The organism is Virgibacillus profundi, from assembly GCF_002287375.1.
Classification (GTDB): domain Bacteria; phylum Bacillota; class Bacilli; order Bacillales; family Amphibacillaceae; genus Virgibacillus_K; species Virgibacillus_K profundi.
Map to the genome: position 1 here is coordinate 1 of NZ_NPOA01000013.1, position 22,254 is coordinate 22,254.

The window sequence follows — 22,254 nt, forward strand, 5'->3', positions numbered from 1 at the left end:
TGAACAGTAATTAAAATATGTTAAAATAGATTAAAAGATAAGGAGTGTATTTATAATGGTAAAAACAATGAATGTTGAAAGTTTTAACCTGGATCATACAAAGGTGAAAGCACCTTATATCCGCTTGGCTGGTACGACAGAGGGCGCAAAAGGTGATGTGATCCATAAATATGATCTGCGCTTCAAACAGCCGAACAAAGCACACATGGAAATGCCCGCACTGCATTCACTGGAACACCTGACGGCAGAATTAATCCGGAACCATCATGATAGTGTCGTAGATTTAGGACCTATGGGATGCCAGACCGGCTTCTATTTAACAGTTCTGAATGACGACAGCTATGAAGGAATTCTAGATACAGTCGAAAAAACATTGAAAGACGTGCTGGAAGCTGAAGAAGTTCCTGCATGTAATGAAGTACAATGCGGCTGGGCAGCAAGCCATAGCCTGGAAGGTGCGAAAGAGCTGGCTCGCGAAATGCTTGCGAAAAAAGATGAATGGAATAGTGTTTTTTAGGGGGTAGGATGAGAGCGAACAGTGGTAAGTGCCCTGTTCGCTTTTTTATTTGACGATTTTAAGTGGAATTTGTAATTCATTAGGGTGCGGGTTCGTCCTTGGTGCTTTGTTAAAATAGAATTACCGTGGTGGGAGTCTACTCATTGGCGGCACCCAAATTATTTATTCCTAACACTACTCAACATTTCACTCCATCTATTTCTTAGGTTGTTAAGACGTTCATTTCTATTCAAACGCCGTTTTTCTATCAATTTGTCAATATCTTGGGATCTTACCTTCTTTGGATACTTACTTAGTTCGATTACATTATTTTTATTATCCATTTGAATCACCAACCTTTACTTAGGTTAGTATCATTATATGCAGGCGGTATAAATTTTAAACACGAAGAGTCCTAATATGAAGGCACGTATAATCTGTACTAGAAAAATATGGTTAGTTTGAGCAACGTTATCCAGCTTGTAGGGTTTTTGGATAACAAAAAACACTTACCGATATTGATAAGTGTTTTGAATCATAATATGCTCTTATTATTATCTTGTTCATTTAAAACGGATTGAACCCGATTTCTCATAGTACGAATTCTTTTATTACGAATTTTTCTTCGTTGCGCATTTATTTCTTTTTGAGATAGTGAATTGATCACTTTCACCTTATCAGTATTTTTTTCCTGTGCCTTAGTTACCGACATGCTGATCAAGTCCTTTCTCATCCAAATTTTTCAGTAGTAATAAACAAATTCCGTGAAACAATCTATATGTTTCACTTGTATCAAGTATATCATCGTTTAGTAATAAGTTCCATGCTTTTACATTCACTACACTATCCACATGGAAGTTTAGTAACCAAGTAGTTTTTTCTCCTGACTCCCCTGACATTAAAATCTTATAGGAAACGACAAAGTATCCTTTTCTCGGTTCATTTGCCCTTGGTTTATTATCTTCTGCCTTAAATGCATGGATGGCTGCCCAGTGCTTATATCTTTCATCATCAATCTTAATGATAGATTTAGTTTTTCCTGTAGTACCTTCATCTGCTATTTTTTTAAGTACATCACCTTCAGCTTTATACAGTGTAATACCTGACATAAATTTTAAATCTGAAAAACCTAATAAACCATTATAATATCGATAAAGTAGAATATTAACGTCTTTAAGTAGTTCCGAATAATATCGAATAAGATCCTCATTATTTGATATTTCATTTACTAAAGATTCAATTTCCTCATTCATTTCGTTCATTGTATCCACCAATATCGCTTTATCATTATCCCATTCAGTTTTCAATTCTTCTTTTTCCTTTTCAAATTTTGCAATTATCATTTCCACTAGTTTGCTGTTTTCATCTTGCTTCGTTAAGACCCCTGTAATAAAATCATATAAAGACTTTAAGGACATGTTATTTTCCACTGCATAGCTAACTATATGAAATTCCTGGGCTCTGAATTTTATATAGGCTTGATAATGAAATGACTTGTCATAAAATGTGAGCATCTTTTGTAAATAAAAAGGCAATGTTATTAAATATAGAATAATTGCGACCATAATAGTTAAAAGGATTTGCCAAGCTAATTCCCATGAAGTAAAAAGATTAGCACAAACTATAGTTGTTACAGTACCGGCAATGGGTATAGCGGCTAAATTGATATTCTTTAAGCCCTTAATTACTCTTGTAAGATTCGGAATATCTTTTAATGGCTGTAAACATAAATATAATAACCAATTACCATTCGCATCCCGTGTTCTCTTTTCTTTTTGCAGATAATGAATAACAGGATCTGTTTCCTGCGACAACCTTCCCAAAGACAAATGAAAATAGCTATCCTTTTTTTGATCCATAAATAATCTCCTTAAAATAATAAGATTTTTAATGATTGGTAGTAAATCTTCTGTATTTTCTGAGGGGTTGATTGAAATGAATGAAAATGTAGTTAACTGACCAGAGAAAGATTCTACCTCATGAAGCGTTTGAACAAAGCGAAATTCTCGTGCCTGACAGTAATTGGAATATCTTACATATGTGGTAAATATAAAATCTTGAAATCTTCTTTTCTAGTAGCAATAATCATTGGCAACATGCCATCTACAGGTTTGATGGATCAATCAAGTGATAATGGAAGCAGCGCCCTTTGGAATTGTATCCTTAACATCTCCGGGATGTAGCAGAAATTCAACCTGGAAACCGTAGCCTTCGATTCCTTTAAGCCAATACTCAACACGATAATTGTCATTTTTTCATGCCTTTCATGTAATCTTATTCTTTGATTAGATACAAGATAAGTTATTTCATCTCGAAAGTCAAGAACGCTCGTTCGTAATATAATAACTTAAAATTGAATTTTAACGGTATGAAACCTAGGGAAAATTTACTTTTTATTGTTTTATTTCGGATAAATCAGGAATTTGGTTCGTATATTTGTATAAAAAGTGGATTTTATATTTTAAAATTACTTTCTATTTTAAATTAAATGGCTGCAGGATCAATAATAATAAGTATTAGGACTGAAACCAAAATCTAATAACAAAAACCATTTAACGCTTTAACAACCGGAAATTTGAAATAATTATAAATTACATATAATAGATATAAATAAAAGGAGAAGTGCAGCAAACACTTCTCCTCGCAATTTCTACCGTCAGGGTAGTGGTTGTTTTTTTGCAAACCACCCTTTGAGCTCACCCCCAAATCCACAAGGTAAGCTCACTATTTATTATTGAATTAAATGATTCTCCAGTTCTTCTACTAATTCTTGACTAACCGCACCTTCTCCACCAAAAATGGTAAGTCGGCTGGTTTCATTTTCTATTAAGAATTCAGCCGTACTTGAAGGTACTGTATTTCCTACTAACACAATCGCACTATCACTTTTTGCGGCAAGTACAGCTCCTGTTAAAGCATCTGCAAATTCCTGACCTGTTGCAACATAAAGATGGTTGTTATTCACATCGAAATGTTGATTGACTGCTAGATTCGTTGTATAGCGATCAGGGCCGCGAAGTCTTTGTGCATCTGGTAATTCAGCGAAAACCTCTTCTTCAACTACTTCATAGCCACCGACTACAATTGTCTCTGTTGCACTAATATTTTCTAATGCATCCGCGGTTGCTTCAGGTAGTCGATCCGAATATGTTAATAGAATCGGCATACCAATTTTTGCTGCATGTGATGCAACAGACACGGCATCCGGGAAATCCATGCCATTCGTTATGACAACTTGATCTGCTCCTCCTGGTGATACTTCTTCAGCAATAAATGCTGCTGTTTCAAAACGAGTCTCTCCAGCAATTCGACGAACGTCTACGCCTGCTGCATGAAGCTCAGTTTCCACATCCTCACTTATAGCTCCTGTACCACCAAGGATGATGACTTCGCTTGTACCAAGGCGTTCGATTTCTGTTAATGTTGCTGAATTTATTTTTTTACTTGGCGTTAATAAGATTGGTGCATCAAGCTTATGAGCCAGTGGTACACCAGTTAACGCATCCGCAAATTGATCCCCACGAGCTAAAACTACTGTATCTGCACTATCCCAGCCTTTTTGGCTAATTTCTATTGCGGTGTCATAGCGTAAGTCACCGGAAATTCGCTCTACCTGTTCAGATGAAATGAACAATTTCCCTTTTGCTTCTTCTGCTATTGTATTTCCATATTCATCTGTTATCGAAACTTCGATTGACACATTATCAAGTTCCATATTTGCTGGTACTTTCCATGTTCCTTTATAAACACCTGGTTCTACTTCTTCCATATTGCCTGTAGATGATAATCCATTTTCTGTTGGTAATTTTAATGCATAGTTTGCAATACCATTCTCCAGATTACTTGTGAATGAAATTTCTACTTCATCACCTGGATACACATATAAATCACTGGCAGGCTGTATGTCTTCTATTTCCAAATCAGACTGTTGTTTTGAAATAACCGTAATCTTTTCTTCTGAACTGTTACCAGCTTCATCAACAGCAACGACATCGATGATATTTTCTCCCGATTCCAGAATGATTCGCTTAGAATATGTTTCATCTTCTATTGATGCTGTTTCATCATTTACTGTTACTTGGGTAGAATTCTCGTCTAAAACTGTACCCTCTATTGTTATCGTTTCACGGTCTGTTTCATGACCATCTTCCGGACTATCGATTGTCAATTCAGGGGCTATTGTATCTAATTCAATCGAGACAGGATCCGATGCTTTAGCATCCTCTCCATCTATCACTGTTATCGCCTGGAGTTCATTTTCCCCTTCCTGCAATTCAACATCCATCACAAATTCACCATCTGATGAGGTTTCTGTAATTCCTTTTTCCTCTCCATTATTCATTACTTTCATTGTAGTAGATGGAGAAGCAAAACCTTCTACTGTCACATTTGACTCAGCAGTAATAGTACCTTCTGATGGTGCTGCAATAGTTGGTACATCCACCTCGTAATCTACCTTAGCACGGATCACATAGTTCCCATCTTCCACCGGGGCAGGTGACCATGTACCATTTACCAGCTGATAGCTTCTTTCAGCAAATGGATAATCCTCATCAACCGCTAATGCAGGTGCATATGGGTTAACTTGTGTTTGGATATATACCATATAAAAATCATCATTGACGACTATATTATGCTCTTTCAAGTCTATTTCTGTCCAATCATGCTGATCTCTTACTGCTTCTGCTTCAATTGGGCCGGCAATTTTTTCACCAGGGAGGCCATTCACACCGGATGCATCCCAGACTTCTACAGCAAATGCCTTTCTTCCCGGATTAGGAAATTCCTCGCCCCAGAATTTGAAAACACCATCTGTAACTACGGCAGACTCCTTATCATCCGGTAAGGACATCTTTACAGCCCAGCCACTCCCTGCATCGTAAAAGACACGTGCATTTTCAGCATTTCCATCGTCATAAGCAATTTCATCTCCAGGATAGGTGTATAATTTTTCTAATTCTATCGAGAGATCGACATCTTCTTCTACAACGTCAACATCAATTTCTGTACTCTTATAGCCAAGAGCAACTATTTTTAACGTGTAATCCCCTTCAAAAAGATCTGTTTCAAAGTAACCTAATTTATCCGTATCAATTGGACTAATATTCGCATCCTCTACAACGTAAAGGGTTGCATCTTCAATTGGAATACCCGATTCGTCTTTTACTTGCCCACTTACTGTTGCTTGATGCAGCTTATCTAATATAAATTCCGCTGAAACTTCTTCTTCATCCTCAGCGATTGTTATTGTTTGTTCCTTAGACTGATAACCATAGGATTCAGCCACTAATGTGTACGTTCCCGGAATATGAATGAAAGAATACATCCCGGTCAATGGATCGGTTTGAGCAGTTCGCCCAGTTTCAAGAATCGAGACGGTAGCATCTAATGGCAACTGTCCTTCTTCAACCGCTATCTCCCCTTTATCTGCAGTACGATTTGACATGGTTATACCATTATCCAGATTATCTGAAATAGATACATCATCAATGTACCAGCCTTCTTCTGTCGTGTAAGAATTGGAATATAGGTTAAATCCTATATAAATTCTTTCACCACTGTATTCAGATAGATCAATAGCAACATCTTCCCAGCCATCTGTATAACCATCCATCTCAGCTACTTTCGTCCATTCTTCCTTATCGGATGAAATAACTATATAACCGAAATCATACGGGTTACCGGAGGTTTGGAATAACTCCAAATTATGCCATTGTTTAAAATGGAGATGTGCCCCATCTTCAGGCACCACTACCGGCGGCATTACTAAAGTAGCATCGGAATCATTTTTATACTCTCCAGCTAAGTTAGTTGCATAAACATGATCGCCTGAAACAGCATTTTCAGGTCCCGATTTTGGTTTGCCTTTCTCCCATGTATCATTTTCACCAAACGAGAACCATCCTTTTGCTGAATCCTCAAAGTCCTCGGAGTAACCAATCGACTCACCAGGAATTACTTCCACAGTCTGTGAAGAGGTCAGAACACTTTTGTTTGAGTAATCATTCATCCACCAATAATATTTTAGTTTCCCTTCTCCGATATGTTCTCCCGGTATCGTAAACGTATATACACCATCACGATGATCACCGGAAACTTGGGTAGCAGGATTAAATGAATGCCAATTGCCCTCAGTATCCTGATATTCAACTTCAACATTTGTTACAGCAACATCATCCATAACCCTTATTGATATCTCCAAATCTGTATCTTGATATGCTTCTAAAGAAGGGTCATGTTTATAAGTAATTCTTTCTTCATCTTCTCCTATCCTGGTTACTGTTCCTTCTATTGTTGCTGTTCCATCAATTACGGATGTTACAGCCTCAAAAGCATTTACTAATCCTTCTCCATAAGCATGGTTTGGTGAATCCTGGTGTTCTTCATCTGTTAAAGGAGTGGCTGTTTCCATTAAACGATCTTCAATATGAGAAACCGGAATATAAGGATCAGCCGATCTTAATAAGGCAGCAACCCCACTTACTGCAGGTGTAGCCATTGATGTTCCATTATTAATAGCGTAACCATTTCCTGGTACTGCTGAACGAACAGCAACTCCAGGTGCAACAAGATCCGGTTTAATTTCGTCATAAGGAGACGGCCCTCTAAAAGAAAAGTCCGCAATCTGATTGGTACTATCAGTTGCACCTACTGCAAATGATTCCGGATAATTTGCAGGTGAGGCAATCGATCCCGGACCACCCGGATTTAATAAGCTTGCATTCCCGGCAGCAAACACAGGAAAAATCTGTGCATCTCTCCAAGCTTGAACAACCTCTCGATACCATTCGTCTTTCCCGGGTCCTCCACTCCATGAATTGTTGACAATATCCGGAGCAAGGTCAATTCGTTCATTTCCCTCTGAATCAGTTGGAGCCATAATCCAATCCGCAGCAGCCAAAAGGTCACTATCTTTACCACCCTCAGCTGTAAATGCACGAACAGCGATGTATTTTGCTCCCGGGGCTACACCGATTTGATTTAATTCACCGCTCTCTCCACCTACAATGGTTCCAGTAACATGGGTACCGTGACCCTGATCATCATATGGTTCTTCAAGACCAGCAGTAGCATCAAACCAACTGTAATCATGGTTTACTTCTCCTGTTTGGGAATTATATCCCCGGTATTTTTCTTTTAGTGCCGGATGATCCCATTGGACACCGGAGTCAATTGTGGCAACAACCGTTCCTGTGCCATCTACACCCATGTTCCATACATCAGGTGCGCCAATTTGTTCTATATTCCATTCAACCGTATCACCAGTTTCTTCTGATATTTCCGTTTTTTCCGGTTTAATTAGCTGACGCGTTTCATCCTTAAGTATTTTTTCTACTTCTGAAAATGCAACAATTTTTTCTGCAATCTCTTTTGTAGCAGTAACCGCCATGGCATTAACGATAAAATAAGATTGAACATCCTCTACATTTCCCGTTTGTTTTTCTTCTTCCAGAAATACTTCAACATTTTGCTGTGATTCTTTGGCAGTTGATTTCAATTCAGTAACCACAGCAGAACGTTGGGTGAAAATTTGTTTTTGCTGTGTTAAGTTTTCTTGTTCTGCTTTTTGAATCGCTTGTTCAGCAGCTTCTTTTGTATTCGCTTTTCCCTTAAACTTAACTAAAAAGGTAACTTTTTCTTCCTTTTCAAACTGTTCAAGAACGCTATCATTTATTTTAGCTGTTGTATCTAAACTATTATTTTTTAATGATTGATATGGAACTTCTGATTGTTGCGCAGCTGCAAATCCAGGTATAATTAATGAAACTATTAAAAGAATTGACGTAACTACACTTAACCTTTTACAAAAATCTCTTCTTATCTCCCTCAATTGCACCCCTCCACTTTTCAGATTTCACCTGTCATGTTTCACTTTAAAATAATAAATTCACATCCTTTTCAAAATTTTTATATAAGTATCCACTTACTATAACAAACATGATATTGTGATGTTGTCGGAAAATGTCGAATAAAGGGGATTTTATGTGAAGATAGTAGAATAGTATGTATAATGCAAGCGGGGTTAGTTGATTCAGGTACTTTGGTGCTATTTCTAAAGTTTGATCATTGGCAAATCATTACCAGGCCCCTTATTCTTAGGGAGTTGAGAGAGAATCGCCCAAGTTGAGAGAGAATCTCCCGAAGTTGAGAGACTATGCCACAGAGTTGAGAGAGAATCAAGATTATACAGTTATCTCTCAACTATTCACAGGGATCTCTCAACTTTTAGAACTTCTCTCTCAACTATTCACCAGGGTCTCTCAACTTCCATAAGCTCTCTCTCTACTTCACGGAATGAGAGACAGAACAAAAAAGCTGCCAGTTTTATCACCATTAAATCAGTGATTAAAACCAACAGCTTTATAAGTTCCAGTAATATATTCGGCAAAATTCGGGAAAATCAAACCCTGCAACAATCAATCTCCGATATCAACCAATGCCACACTTTCCCCTTCTTTTTCCACTGTATATTTCCAAGTATAATCATTGGTAGTTTCTTTCCCGCTTTCGTATATCAACTTAATTGTTTCGTCTGTGGTTACGATCCATTTACCATCTACTTCTTCAATACTTGTAACAGAGGCATTTATTACCTCCTGGGTCATTCCTTCATCACTTAGGCGCTCAACTAAATCTTTCTGCATATCATTCAATGCACTGCCTTTTTTAATATATTGACTTACTTTTTCATAATCATTCGAATTGATCGCCTCAACCAATTGATAGACATAATCCAGTGTTACCTGCTCAATTAAACTGTCTAATTCTTCATTTGAAACTTGAATACTTGCCACTTCTGATTCGGAAGATGATGCTTTTATGCTAGCCTCATAGAATTCCTTGGAACCTTCTATTGTTTTCGTAGCATGAAACTCATTACTATACCAGCCGCCAACAGAATAACTGGAGTTTACAAGCCACTCTTTTGTATTCGCATCAAAAAAGATTTCAACATCACAATGATCTATTCTTTCATCTACATCAGCTTGCTCATCCGCACGATGCATGTCAGATGTAAAATAAAACTTAGCTGGAACAGAAGCATGTGAACCGTCAGTAAACTGTAGTTCGTCAAAATTGATTTCTATTGAATCCAATTGACCTGAAAAGTGTTCATTATTTTCTCTGTAATACTGAAAATTCGATTGAAAATCTTCTCTCATTTCATCTGTAATCGATGTAAATACTTTTTCGTCGTAGCTAGCATTTGCATGTACATATTCTTCCCCATATAACAAAATCACATCAGAAAGTTCACCCATCAGTGCTTCACTGACTGTATTAACTTCTATTTCATGAAAATTTCCTTCCAAAGAGAAACTGTCGGACTCTACATTCCCCCACTTTGTTTCAATAGTTGGTGTAATTGAGACGGAACCATCTAATTCCAAGGGACCAAGTTCCTCAATTCTTAAATCCTCATTAAACATAACTTTTTGACCATTTATTTCTATAAATGCATTTTCAATTGGTACACCATTCACATTATAAAGTTCCAGCGTTACATAATCCGCAGATAGCTCGACATCATGTGAAATCCAATCACTGGATGTATCCGCAACAATGACTTTTTCTTCTGAATCGACTTTCGTATACTCACCACTGAAGCTGCTTTTTAATTGATATATCCCAGGAGCAATTGGGCCATATACAATGCGGTTATCTTCATTTTCATATATCGGAAATTCCTTTCCATTTAATGTATTCTCTACATCTGCAAAAGGAAGGAATAATTCAACATATTGAGGCTTTAAAACAAAGCTGTATTGATCAAATATCCCCATCCATTTTCCGTCTTTGGTGATGTAAAACAGTTCATTTTCAGACGAAAACTCTTCAAGGTTAAGCGTATTAAAATGAACAGAATCACTTTTCTCCTTAGCCAGTAATATGAATGCTTTTGCCTCAGTCTCAGAGAGTGACGAGCCGTTTGCTAAACCAGTTAGTTTTCTAATAGCAGCATGGTCTTCATCCTGCAACGCTTTAACAAATCTTTCGACCGTGTTTTCAGGGGAAGTATACGAATTCCCCCATATGTAGAAACCACCAAGAATAACAGCTAACGTAAGTGCAGCACTCATTATTATTTTTTGCTTTTTTGAATATTTCCTCGGCTGCCTTTCCGTAGTAGGAACTGTAGCCTGATTCGATTGTTTTGATTGCTCTAATTGATGTCCACACTGCTGACAAAAATTCAAAGACGGAGTTATCGGACTCCCACATTCTTCACAAAATTTATTCATCGTTAATGCCCCTCTTTTTATGTAAATTTTATATACATCCTACTTCAGCATTTCTTGTTGTAAAAAAATAGATTGCCAGTTGGCATAATTCTCCAAATTATCCACCTAAAAATATTATAGATTATTCTTTGTTGTTTGTTAAGTCTATTTTCCTATTTATAGAATGTAATTAATTCGATATACCCAATTTGATAGGCTTAGATTCAATGTTCCTGTTCTTCTAAACCAATCCGCATAAAATGAAACTTCATACCCTGGAGTTGAGAGATAACGGGTTGAAGTTGAGAGAAATCATGCTGAACTTGAGAGACAGGCCAGTGAAGTTGAGAGATCGCATGCTGAAGTTGAGAGAAATCCGATGTTTTCATTGTTATCTCTCAACTTTTAAGTTTATCTCTCAACTAATTGAGGTCTTCTCTCAGCTTTTTATATTATCTCTCAACCACCACAGCTTGCCCCTCAGGCTATGTAAAATTACCCTACACATTACAAAAGGCAGAGGCACGCTGCCTCCCCCCTTAAATTCTCTATCATACGCCCACATATTTATATAAGTATTTTATAAACTCTACCCTGTTTACAATATATATATATTTGAATCTATATACCTATAATTAATTTTGTATTGGTATTTTCTTCATAATATGGCATTATAGTTCTATGGGCTTAGTTCAAATTATTTAAAAGAAAGGAGAATTGTAAATGAAATTTTGTACAGAATGTGGAAATGAATTACAAGAAGGCCTTCATTTTTGTACAGCGTGTGGGGCAAAACAAGAGGAGCCTGAGCAACCTGTTGCTGTTACAACTACAAGTTCGCAGCAAAGAAGCGTACATCAACCACAAAAAAAGCCAATTTCTAAAAAGACGAAATGGTTTATAGGCGTTATTGCTTCCGTATGTATTATTCTTTTTGGTGCTCACCAATTCTTAGCTTCGTATTTTGATCCAATGAAGGATTTAAAAACAATGGATCAAGCAATATCCAGTGACGATGCAAATACTTTTATCAGCTTGATTCATTTCAATGATGCTGCATTACTGGACGAGGAAGGTTATTTTCAATACATAAAAGATTTCGAATGGGAATCAGTGAAAAATCAGTTTCTTCAGCTTGTAGAGGGGCAAAAAGAAAATAACTATCAATTAAATCAACTAATTACAAGTCAATATGGTGATAAGCTATTTACCATGAAGCAAGATTCCGTTTTACTAGGTCTTTATACAAAATATTCTTTCCAAGCAATACCAACAAAGCTAATGGCATCTACAAATATTGAAGGAACTGAAGTCATCATAAACGATGTAGCCAATACACTGGAAGATACTGAACCGAATGAATTGGTTCAAATTTACCCTGGTGACTACACGGTAAATGCAAGCGCAGAAAACATTTTCGGGACATTTGAGTACAATGAGGATCTTGAAGTACAGCATGCAGAACAAGCAAATTTAGATATTGAGTTTTCTGGAGAAACCTATCCTATCGACACGAACAAGATGGATGCCTATTTATTTTTGAATGGGGAAAATACCGAAAAAAAACTTAGTGAATTCGACTTTTTAGGGCCTATCCCAAATGATAGTGATCTCGAAATGCATGCTGAATGGAAAAGTCCAAACGGGGATAATATTAAATCCGACGTTTTAACACTTGGAGAAACAACAGATTGGTATGGCCTTTCGTTTTACTTTGATGAAAGCAGTGTAGAAGATGAGCCCGACACAGAAGTAGCCTCATCTGACTTTGAAAATAATGACCCGGAGAAAATGGTACTAAACTTCCGTGATGCATATGAATCAGCATTAAACTCAAAGGATTTCAGTTTGATAGAGCCATATTTAGAGATAGAAAGTGAAGCATATGAAGAACTTCGCATCTATATCGGCGATTTAAAAAATACTGATTATCACTATGATTTTGAAGCTAACGAAGTGTTAAGCGTTGATTCTATTAGTGACACCAAGATGGAAATTACAACAAATGAAATATTTACATTTACCAATCATCTTGATGAACAAATAGACTATGACCGCAAGAAAATCTACACACTAATCCTGTCAGATGACACCTATAAAATAACGACGATCGATTATGTTGAAACAAACAGAGATAATTAAGTGAAAAAGGAGAAATTTATCATGCTAATATGTCCAAAATGTAATAATCAACAGGAATCCGGGAAATTTTGCGGCGTATGTGGGGGAACATTACAGCCTGTACAAAATAGTGAAGTATCAGGTAATGAATCAATAAAGCAGGCACCTGTCAATTCTACTGTGAACCAAGCTGCAGCTACAGTAACTAACCAGCAACAGCAAGGCCAACAGACAACTACAGCCCTAAAGAGTGGGCTTGCTCAATACTGGGCTTATTTTTTAAGTTTAATCAAAAATCCAACACAAGCTTTTAACTCGAATGAAAACCATTTTGTAAACGGATTGGTAACACTAGTATTATTTGCTATTACATTTTCTTTAAGCCTGTATTTACTGGCAAACTCTTTCATGAAGGCAGCACTTGGAGGTTTTATGAGTACGGGTCTCCCGTTTTTTGCAGTAAACTCCAGATTAGTGTTCGTTGCGATTATTGCTTTGGTAATTTCTTTTGGTAGTGCATTTATAATGATTAAGACGGTCAAAAATCAGGAATCCTTTAAAGCAATTATTGCCCAGTATGGAAGTTTATTTGTTCCATTTACAGCACTGAATATAATTGCAATGGTAGGCGGGATTATGGCTTCCATTCAATTAACTGTATTTCCACTGGTTCTTTCAACCAGTTTATCATTAGTATTTTTGCCAGTATTATTTGTCTATGAAAAAGCTTCAAAAATCAATAATCAGGGGCAGAAGGTGTATTTTGCTTTTGCAACTATTCTATTAATCAGCCTAATTTATTACATTTTTGGAGAATCTATACTCACCAACATGGTTGAGGATCTTGAACGTAATTTCAACTCCTTCCCTTTTTAAATTAAAATATAACTCCCTATTCGAAGTATTTTCAAGCTTCCAATAGGGAGTTTACTTTTGTTAGTTTTAATAAAAAACTAAGATTATATTATGAATTTACCTCATTTATCATCCCATGTACCTTGGCAATCTCCTCGTCCGGCACAATGAAATAATAAATTCCATCAATATTCGTTCCACTTCCTGTCATCTGATAACTGACAAAGTTCTTCCTTGTATCTTTATAACCAGTTAACAATTTTTTCATATCAGCAAAATCTAAACTTGTTGCCATATTATTTCCCAGAATAGCTAGCATACTATCTATTTTGGTAATGGAACCAACGGAAGCACCTTGTTCTACAATACCCTGGATCACTTGGCGTTGTCGTGTAGTACGACCAAAGTCACCATTTGGATCCTGTTTACGCATACGAACAAAATGCATCGTTTTGTCTCCACCCATCTCTACCGGACCGATTCCAAAATCATACGTCCCATCATTCCATGCTATTTCATTATTTACGGAAATTGTACCAAGCTCATCGACCAATTCTTCCAGGCCTTCCATATTCATTCGTACATAATGATCCAATTCGATATCCAAAAAATTCTCAACTGTAGCGACTGACATATCTACGCCACCATATGCATAGGCATGATTTATCTTATCGTCAAACCCTTTTCCAATTATTGTTGTCCGTGTATCACGCGGAATACTGACCAACTGCATGGAATCAGATGTTGGGTCTAAAGAAAGAACCATCAATGCATCAGATCTTCCCCTATCGCCTGCACGAGCATCTACACCGAGCAACAAAATATTCAAAGGCTCCGTCGCTTTCACTTTCTTTTTAACAACCTCACGCTCAATTGAATTTACCGGTTCATGCATCTTTTCATTAACTGTAGTCTTTGCATTATTATAAACGGACACAGCATAAACACCAATTCCTACTCCTAATAAAAGGATAATAATCAGTGGTATTTTCAACCATAATTTCCTGGGTTTTTTCTTCATTTCTGATCGTTTCATAAAAATTCCCCTTCATGTTCATTCAAATAAATCATAAATAAAAATGATATACGCCTATTTTTTCAGTTGTTTCATAAACCTTCATTATTCAGCTAGTGAATGATTGTTTTCATTTAAGTTTTTAGATGATAACTCATCAATTAATATTTGGACTAACTCTCCGGCCGTCTGAATGTTATGGTGCTCTACCTCACTAATCATTTTTTGTAACATGCTTGTATACGCTACCTGCTCACTCAATTTAATATCCACCTTTATATTGATATTTAGATAAAACTTTCGTTGATTTCTTATAATCTTCTATTTTCATTTGTAATTGTCACAAGACCTAATTGATTAATAATAATTCATATAGAACTATTATACTAGTTTCTACAATATATTCATAGTTAATTTTTATTGGAACAAAATCAAAAAAGCTTGCAGAGAAAAACAACCGCTTTCTCTACAAGCTGACAGTTATACCTTAATTGCTTTTCCTAACACCTCTGAGCAACTATCTTTATAAATCTTTATAATTCATTTCAATATTATTTATAAAAATTTCCGGTAGCCAGTTAGAAATTGTTATTGGTAAATCATCGCTATAGTCAGGGTTTGTCGTATAATAAATAACTTTTTCCCTCTATTCACTACAGTTGCAACATAGAAATCATCATGGGGATCAACCATAATTATTGCAGTATGATGAATTACGCTGCCTCGTCTGAGTCCATACATAACATAAGATCCCCAGCGTCCAAATCGTCTATTTCTGCTATTCCGCTTAAATTATCAGCAAATGAGGTGCACAGCTTTTGGCAGGGGTGTGCGGCTTTGCGGTGAGAGTGTACAGATTTTTGACGATAGTACACTGCCTACGGCCAAGGGTGCAAGGCTTTCCTGACGGGGTGCACAGATTTTGGTCGATGGTGCACAGCTTAGGTCAAGGGGTGCACGACTTCGCACTTGCTATTTATAGAATGAAACGGATCTTATTGGTTTTCAGAAATTAAAAAAGATGAACAGTAATTAAAATATGTTAAAATAGATTAAAAGATAAGGAGTGTATTTATAATGGTAAAAACAATGAATGTTGAAAGTTTTAACCTGGATCATACAAAGGTGAAAGCACCTTATATCCGCTTGGCTGGTACGACAGAGGGCGCAAAAGGTGATGTGATCCACAAATATGATCTGCGCTTCAAACAGCCGAACAAAGCACACATGGAAATGCCCGCACTGCATTCACTAGAACACTTGACGGCAGAATTAATCCGGAACCATCATGATAGTGTCGTAGATTTAGGCCCTATGGGATGCCAGACCGGCTTCTATTTAACGGTACTGAATGACGACAGCTATGAAGGAATTCTGGATACAGTCGAAAAAACATTGAAAGACGTGCTGGAAGCTGAAGAAGTTCCTGCATGTAATGAAGTACAATGTGGCTGGGCAGCAAGCCACAGCCTGGAAGGTGCGAAAGAGCTGGCTCACGAAATGCTTGCGAAAAAAGATGAATGGAATAGTGTTTTTTAAGGAGGTGCATCGTGGGGACGGTTCTTGCGTTTCACGAAACAAGAGAACCGTCCCCACGTTTCACCCACGTCTCATTCCAATTGATGATCCCTGATTTTATTATAAAGTGTTGAAATGGATATACCCAAAGAGTGCGCAGCCTTTTTTTTGCCTTCCATCGAAGTCCCATAATGATCCAATGTTTGTTGGATATGATCTTTTTCCATCTCCTTCAGGGTTAAAAGCGAAGGGATCTTGGAATTCTTTCCGCCCCTTTTTATGGAAGCAACCTGCGTTCTATACATATGTTTTTTTACCAAAGCATCCGGGATGACCGAGGAGGTGCTTTCATTCATTATTCTTTCCAGAAAATTTTCAAGCTCCCGGATATTTCCTGGCCATTCATGCTCGAGTAAATACGAAGTTCCCTTTTCTGTAAGCTCCATTGGATTGAATCCTACTTTTTGCCCTATCCTGTTTAACAGCTCCTGAACCAATAAAGGTATATCTTTTTTTCTTTTTCTCAATGGAGGTGCTTCAAGACGGATAACATTAAAGCGATAATATAAGTCTTCACGAAATTTACCCTCTGAAACTAATTTTTCCAAATCAGCATTTGTGGCTGCAATAATCCGAAAATCCACATGAATTTTCTTTAATCCGCCGATCCTTTCAAATTCCTTTTCCTGCAATACTCTTAACATTTTCGCCTGTAAGGAAAGATCCATGTCCCCTATTTCATCTAAAAATAAAGTTCCCCCATCAGCTAATTCAATCTTTCCTGCTTTTTGTTTTACTGCATGCGTGAAAGCCCCTTTTTCATGGCCAAATAACTCACTTTCCAGTAAGCTTTCAGGAATCGCTGCGCAATTTACAGTGACAAATGGTTGTTCACTAAAATTACTTTCTGTATGAATGGAATGAGCCAAAAGCTCTTTACCAGTTCCACTTTCTCCAGTGATTAATACAGTGGACCTGGATCGTGCTGCATTCTTAGCCTGGTTTAATGTTTCCTTAATCGCTTCACTTTCCCCAATAATATGATCAAGTGAATGTTTAGATTTATATCCGCCACTTGTTTGCTGATCACGAACTTTCTGTTTCTGTTCATGTTCCATCAGTTTTTCTGTTAAGTATTTTACTTCGGTAACATCCTGGAACGTGGTAACTGCGCCGATAAATTTATTATCACTGAAAATTGGAGCTGCATTGGCAATGGATTCTACATTTGAGCCCAGACTGGAAGATGTATGACTTAGCACGGCAGCCCGGGTTTTAAAGGCTTTGGCTAACGATCCATCCGGGGAAACTTCATCTATATGCTTTCCCAGCCTTTCCTCCGGAGGGATATTCGTAATCCTGGAGAAGGAAGGGTTTACAAATCGTACAATACCGTTGGAATCAATAAACTGCACGCCTTCATGTGAATGCGTTAAAATGGTTTGAAAAACTTTTTGCCTCCTAGTTAATGATTGAATTTCGCTGATTTGATGAACGGTTTTTTCTAAAATCCAAAATGTATCTAATTCAATAATTACGCTGTTTGTTCTCTTTATCTTTTCCGCTTCTTCCCAATATGCTTTTTCTTTTCCGGCAATCAAAATGATATCAGCTTTCGATTCACCCAACTGTTCTCTAGAATGATAGACTTGAATTCCTTTATAACTGTTTTGATCAAATATAGGATCGAGCACCCCCATCAGGGAGATCCACCTTTTCTCATTCCAGCCAATCAGCTGATCCAGTATATCCCGCTGATAGCCAATAACCAAAACGAATAACGCAGTATGTAATGCCATCCTGATTCCTCCTTTCAAACGGGGAAACGGGGGGACGGTTCTCCCGTTTCACTTAGTTTTGTGTAGAACTAATATCTATTCTTGTGTTGCACTATTTGCAACACAAGAACCGTCCCCTTGTATCATGCTCTATTAATCAAACTAGCTGAAACTCCTAAAATCCTTGCTGCCTGGCGTTGTGATATACCTTCTAATTCCTTCACTTTCCCTAATAAGTTATCTCTTTGCATTCTAGGCAAACTTTTCACTTGCGCAATCTCAATTATACCTAAGATATCCCTGATAGCCCAAGTTGCTTCTTCATCCGTAATCCTCACTTTATTTTCATCCTCTAAACAAGTATCACTATTTTTACGCTCATTAAATTCTTTGAATCTCTCTCTCGCTTGTATTACATCATTAGAAACTAATCCTAAGACAAAATCATAGTCTAGTAAGCCCTCTGGGGAGCTATTTTCACCATAATAACCATGACAGCTGCTCCAATTCCATTCATCAATTTGCTGAACAATCCGCGCCTTCACAGGATTTTGATGTATATAACGAATTACCGTGAATAAATATCTTCGTGATTCCACATTCTCACTTTTATAACGATCCTGGAATAAATGACCAGTTGTACGATACTTAGCGTTATAATAATGAACAAAACTTACACTAATGCGTTTTAAGGTCAACGATAATTGCTCATTCCCTTCTTTCAACAATAAATGTACATGATTATTCATCAAACTCCACGCAAAAACTTTCATCTCGGAGGTTTGTTTATATCTGAGGATAGTTTCAAGAAACTTCATGTTGTCTGCTTCATCGTGGAAAATCTCTTGTCGGTTGGCACCTCTATACATAACATGATAAATACCACTTCGACTCTTAGTTCTAGGTTTTCGAGGCATATCATCACCACTTTATAAATATTTGGGGAGGGAAACGTGGGGACGGTTCTTTCGTTTCACGAAACAGGAGAACCGTCCCCACGTTTCCTCTGTTTCGAGTTCATATATACAAGATAAATAATTAATAGAAAATAGTCAAAAACGCATGAACCCCTGAAAACTAAATTTTATGCTCCCTTACTTCAGCTAAAACTACTCTTTACAACAGAAAAGAGGGATCAAATTAAATAATCCCCCAGATTTATTAAGTCAAAATCTATTTTCTATCATTTTTAAATTAATTTATGAAACGGAAGAACCGTCCCTGTGTCTCACCCGTCTCACCCCCTGCGTCTCATGAAACAAGAGAACCGTCCCCACGTCTCACCTAACAATGTCACCTAGTATCACTGGTCGGACTGGGTTTTGTGCACGTTGTAGGTGAGGCTTTGTTCCGTTACCTAATTTCGATTCCAGAATATCACGTACTATTGGCTGGCAGACCCTGCCCTGGCAATACCCCATGCCAACCCTTACTCTCTTTTTAATTCCGGGTACACTGTTGGCACCATCTTCCACTGCGTCCAGAACTTCCGATAAGCAAACACCTTCACACCGGCAAATAATCATGTCATTCATATAACGCCTTCTTTCTCCCATAGCTTATTCAATTTCGTACGGCCTTCATCAATATTTGGTAAAAAACGGAGTGGAGATTGTATCCGCGCTTTTTCCATTTCCATTTTTGCCTCTTGAACAGTAATCGAGCCATTCTTTCCCAATGATTTCAGAATTGAAACCGCTGCAAGCTGGCCCTGTGCGATGGCAACTTTTGCTCCTTCAATTCCGGTAATATTCCCGGCTACAAATAAACCGTTTATCGTTGTGGTCATATCCGGTCCATGTAATGGAATCACTCCTCCTAATTCAGGAATATCCACCAGCGTACAGCCTGTTGTCTCTGCAAGATCCACTAGTGGGTACAGCCCAGCGGATAAACAGACGGCATCCACTTCCATTCGCTCAGCTTGTCCAACGGGCTTCCCGTCTGCGGATACAGATTGCAGTATTACTGCTTCGACCTGTTCACTGCCTTCTATCCTAACGATTGATTTACGCAAATGGATTGGTACACCATTCACCTTAAGAAAATTAAATCTTAGTGCATGAGCGATTAATCGGGGAAACCAAGCCAGTGCATATTTTCCAAATGTACGGATGAAAGAATTGGGTGCAAGGCCCGCAACATCTTTAAGTCTTGCAACGGTTTGCACAGGGGTATGATGGTTGCCAGAAGCAGGAGATATTGGTGGCAGGACCATACCCGCTACATCGATACCGGCATTTTTCATCTCGATCATTACAGATAATGAGAGTGGGTCTATCCCTGCAATGAGCACCTTTTCCCCCACTGCTACACGATGTAAATTCGTAAATGTCTGGGCAGCCCCGATGCTTATTCCGCCGGGTAAAGTCCAACCGGGAATCGGCAATGCTTTTTCTGCTGAACCGGTTGCCAATAGTAACACCTTTGACACTATCATATTAATTTTCGGGTGAGATAAATGTATTTTCCATTTTTCACTCACTGACCACGCTGTAACATTTGTAAAGATATGAACACCAAGGCCCCTTGCCTTTTTCTCCAATTGATCTGCAATGTTCTTTCCATTCCAGACTCTCTGATCAGGGGCAGCTTTGGGATCCTCATAATGCTGTCCCAGCAATCTCCCTCCAGGACGATAATACTCATCAATGACAGCAACAGTTAAACCATTTTCAATCATTTCTATCGCAGCGGTTAAACCGGAAGGCCCGGCCCCGATGATGGCAACATCAACTTTCATTTTCTAATTCTCCCTTATTTAGAGATGGGTTGGAGGAGAAAACCTCGATACCTTCTCTGTTTGGAGTCAGACAGGTTCGGACGTTAGGAACACCGTCCACCTCAGCCCGGCACTCATAGCAATGACCAATCCCACAAAAAATCCCACGGTTTTCACCGGTAATTTCACAGGTGCGAATTGTTTTGATGCCATTGGCAAGCAAAGAAGCTGCAATAGGTTCCCCATCATAGCCAATTAATTTTTCATGATTAAAATAGAATTCGATTGTTTTTTGTTCTGTCTGATCCAATCTGTAGGAATTTGACAACATCTATTCACTCCCTTCGTGACTTTGTTTACTGTTTAAATCGGCTCAAGGAAAATGCACGCATATCCTTTTCAGGTTCTTCCCCACATACAATCTGTGCCATGATTTTCCCTGTAATAGGAGCCAGTGCCACGCCATCTCCTTCATGTCCTGCAGCTATATAAATCCCATCCATACCTTGCACGGCTCCGAGAATAGGCTTGGCATCAGCGGTATAAGGGCGGAGTCCAGTAAACGTACGGATAATCCGGACCTTTGCCAGCTGAGGAAAAGCACGGACTGCTACTTCCCCAATTTTTTGAGTGACCTCCGGATTCGTCTCTGTATTGTAGCCGACAAATTGCCGGGAACCACCAATTAGCAATGATCCACTATGAGTTTGGCCGATAGCTAACCCCACCCCGAAAGGATCGGCAGCTTCTCTGGACGCTCCCTTCCTTAATTTATTCGTGATATAGGAAGCACTAAGTATACCTGTACGAAGAAGCGGGGGAAGTCTTTCGGAGACAAGGATCTGGCCCTGTCTTGGAATGATTGGCACATCCACTCCAAGCGGCTTCAGTAATTGTGGCGTCCACACTCCCGCAGCCACAACAACGGCATCCGCATATAACTCCTCCTCTGATGTTTCTACTCCAATCACCCGGTTTTTTTCTGTCATAAGATTTCTCACCGGCGAGCCCAGTTTGATCACAGCTCCCAGTCTTCGGGCCGCACTTGCCATCGCAAACGAAACCTTTAACGGATTGACTTCTGCATCATGCTCCCACCATGTGGAAGCTAATAAATCTTCTGATAATCCAGGCTGACGTTTTCTGGCCTCATCACCGGAAATAAGCCTAACATCTACCCCCGATTTTTGCTGGAGGGCGACCATATCCTTTATTACCTTTAACTCTTCCTTTGTTTCAATGATAATCATTCCGCCGCTTTTTCTATATTCCAGATCCACTTCCAGTTCCTCTTCCAGATCCTGATATAATGCTGCACTTTTAATGGCAAGATCCAGTGTTGGACCAGGCTTTTTCGATTGGATCATAATGGCACGATCACAGGATCCCGAAGTACCTGAAGCAATATCTTTGGAATCGATTAACGTAACTTCTGCTCCTGACTTTGCTAGATAGTAGGCAATGGAAGTTCCAATAAGACCTCCGCCTGCCACAATCACCTTATAGCTCACCTATTCCCTCCTCAA

General features: G+C 38.3%; 16 protein-coding genes. 4 read left to right on the forward strand and 12 right to left on the reverse strand.

The window, feature by feature from the left end; translation table 11 throughout:
* Positions 1–55 precede the first annotated feature (55 nt).
* On the forward strand, positions 56–517 hold the full coding sequence (locus CIL05_RS16835) for an S-ribosylhomocysteine lyase (protein WP_095656711.1): 462 nt from the start codon (positions 56–58) through the stop codon (positions 515–517).
* A 677-nt stretch (positions 518–1,194) separates the two neighbouring features.
* Here CIL05_RS16835 and CIL05_RS16840 read toward each other — a convergent pair.
* The 3 genes from CIL05_RS16840 to CIL05_RS16850 all read right to left on the reverse strand — a co-directional run bounded on the left by CIL05_RS16840 (position 1,195) and on the right by CIL05_RS16850 (position 10,740).
* Positions 1,195–2,355, reverse strand: a complete 1,161-nt coding sequence (locus CIL05_RS16840) for a hypothetical protein (RefSeq protein WP_095656712.1) — start codon at positions 2,353–2,355, stop codon at positions 1,195–1,197.
* 872 nt (positions 2,356–3,227) lie between these two features.
* A complete protein-coding gene (locus tag CIL05_RS16845) occupies positions 3,228–8,327 on the reverse strand; it encodes a S8 family serine peptidase (protein ID WP_095656713.1) in 5,100 nt (1,699 codons plus the stop codon).
* Between the two features lie 586 nt (positions 8,328–8,913).
* Positions 8,914–10,740, reverse strand: a complete 1,827-nt coding sequence (locus CIL05_RS16850; RefSeq protein ID WP_095656714.1) for a zinc ribbon domain-containing protein YvbJ — start codon at positions 10,738–10,740, stop codon at positions 8,914–8,916.
* 702 nt (positions 10,741–11,442) lie between these two features.
* On the opposite strand from CIL05_RS16850, the gene CIL05_RS16855 reads away from it, so the two are divergent.
* On the forward strand, positions 11,443–12,861 hold the full coding sequence (locus CIL05_RS16855; RefSeq protein ID WP_095656715.1) for a TcaA NTF2-like domain-containing protein: 1,419 nt from the start codon (positions 11,443–11,445) through the stop codon (positions 12,859–12,861).
* A 21-nt stretch (positions 12,862–12,882) separates the two neighbouring features.
* Positions 12,883–13,716: a DUF6574 domain-containing protein gene (locus tag CIL05_RS16860; protein WP_095656716.1), complete on the forward strand. Its 834-nt coding sequence runs from the start codon at positions 12,883–12,885 to the stop codon at positions 13,714–13,716.
* Positions 13,717–13,804: 88 nt separating this feature from the next.
* Here the strand turns inward: CIL05_RS16860 and CIL05_RS16865 are convergent, their stop codons facing one another.
* From CIL05_RS16865 to CIL05_RS22315, 3 genes are all read right to left on the reverse strand, one after another.
* Positions 13,805–14,731, reverse strand: a complete 927-nt coding sequence (locus tag CIL05_RS16865; protein ID WP_095656717.1) for an LCP family glycopolymer transferase — start codon at positions 14,729–14,731, stop codon at positions 13,805–13,807.
* 84 nt (positions 14,732–14,815) lie between these two features.
* Positions 14,816–14,971, reverse strand: a complete 156-nt coding sequence (locus tag CIL05_RS22310) for a hypothetical protein (protein ID WP_165769151.1) — start codon at positions 14,969–14,971, stop codon at positions 14,816–14,818.
* A gap of 327 nt (positions 14,972–15,298) precedes the next feature.
* Entirely contained in the window at positions 15,299–15,451 is a 153-nt protein-coding gene (locus CIL05_RS22315; RefSeq protein ID WP_165769152.1) for a hypothetical protein, read from the reverse strand.
* A 336-nt stretch (positions 15,452–15,787) separates the two neighbouring features.
* Between CIL05_RS22315 and CIL05_RS16870 the strand changes: the two genes are divergently transcribed.
* Entirely contained in the window at positions 15,788–16,249 is a 462-nt protein-coding gene (locus CIL05_RS16870; protein ID WP_095656718.1) for an S-ribosylhomocysteine lyase, read from the forward strand.
* 71 nt (positions 16,250–16,320) lie between these two features.
* Here the strand turns inward: CIL05_RS16870 and CIL05_RS16875 are convergent, their stop codons facing one another.
* The 6 genes from CIL05_RS16875 to CIL05_RS16900 form a co-directional block, all read right to left on the reverse strand.
* Positions 16,321–18,027, reverse strand: a complete 1,707-nt coding sequence (locus CIL05_RS16875; protein ID WP_095656719.1) for a sigma-54 interaction domain-containing protein — start codon at positions 18,025–18,027, stop codon at positions 16,321–16,323.
* A 122-nt stretch (positions 18,028–18,149) separates the two neighbouring features.
* Positions 18,150–18,923 (reverse strand): transposase, encoded by a 774-nt coding sequence (locus CIL05_RS16880; protein WP_095656720.1) that lies wholly within the window; start codon positions 18,921–18,923, stop codon positions 18,150–18,152.
* A 363-nt stretch (positions 18,924–19,286) separates the two neighbouring features.
* Positions 19,287–19,541 (reverse strand): (2Fe-2S)-binding protein, encoded by a 255-nt coding sequence (locus tag CIL05_RS16885; protein WP_165769153.1) that lies wholly within the window; start codon positions 19,539–19,541, stop codon positions 19,287–19,289.
* Positions 19,538–20,749: an NAD(P)/FAD-dependent oxidoreductase gene (locus CIL05_RS16890; protein WP_095656722.1), complete on the reverse strand. Its 1,212-nt coding sequence runs from the start codon at positions 20,747–20,749 to the stop codon at positions 19,538–19,540. Before CIL05_RS16890 ends, CIL05_RS16885 begins: the two co-directional genes overlap by 4 nt.
* On the reverse strand, positions 20,739–21,059 hold the full coding sequence (locus CIL05_RS16895) for a (2Fe-2S)-binding protein (protein WP_095656723.1): 321 nt from the start codon (positions 21,057–21,059) through the stop codon (positions 20,739–20,741). Before CIL05_RS16895 ends, CIL05_RS16890 begins: the two co-directional genes overlap by 11 nt.
* Positions 21,060–21,084: 25 nt before the next feature.
* The gene (locus CIL05_RS16900) at positions 21,085–22,239 is read right to left on the reverse strand and encodes an NAD(P)/FAD-dependent oxidoreductase (RefSeq protein ID WP_095656724.1); all 1,155 of its coding nucleotides are present in this window, start codon (positions 22,237–22,239) and stop codon (positions 21,085–21,087) included.
* Between the last annotated feature and the right edge of the window lie 15 nt (positions 22,240–22,254).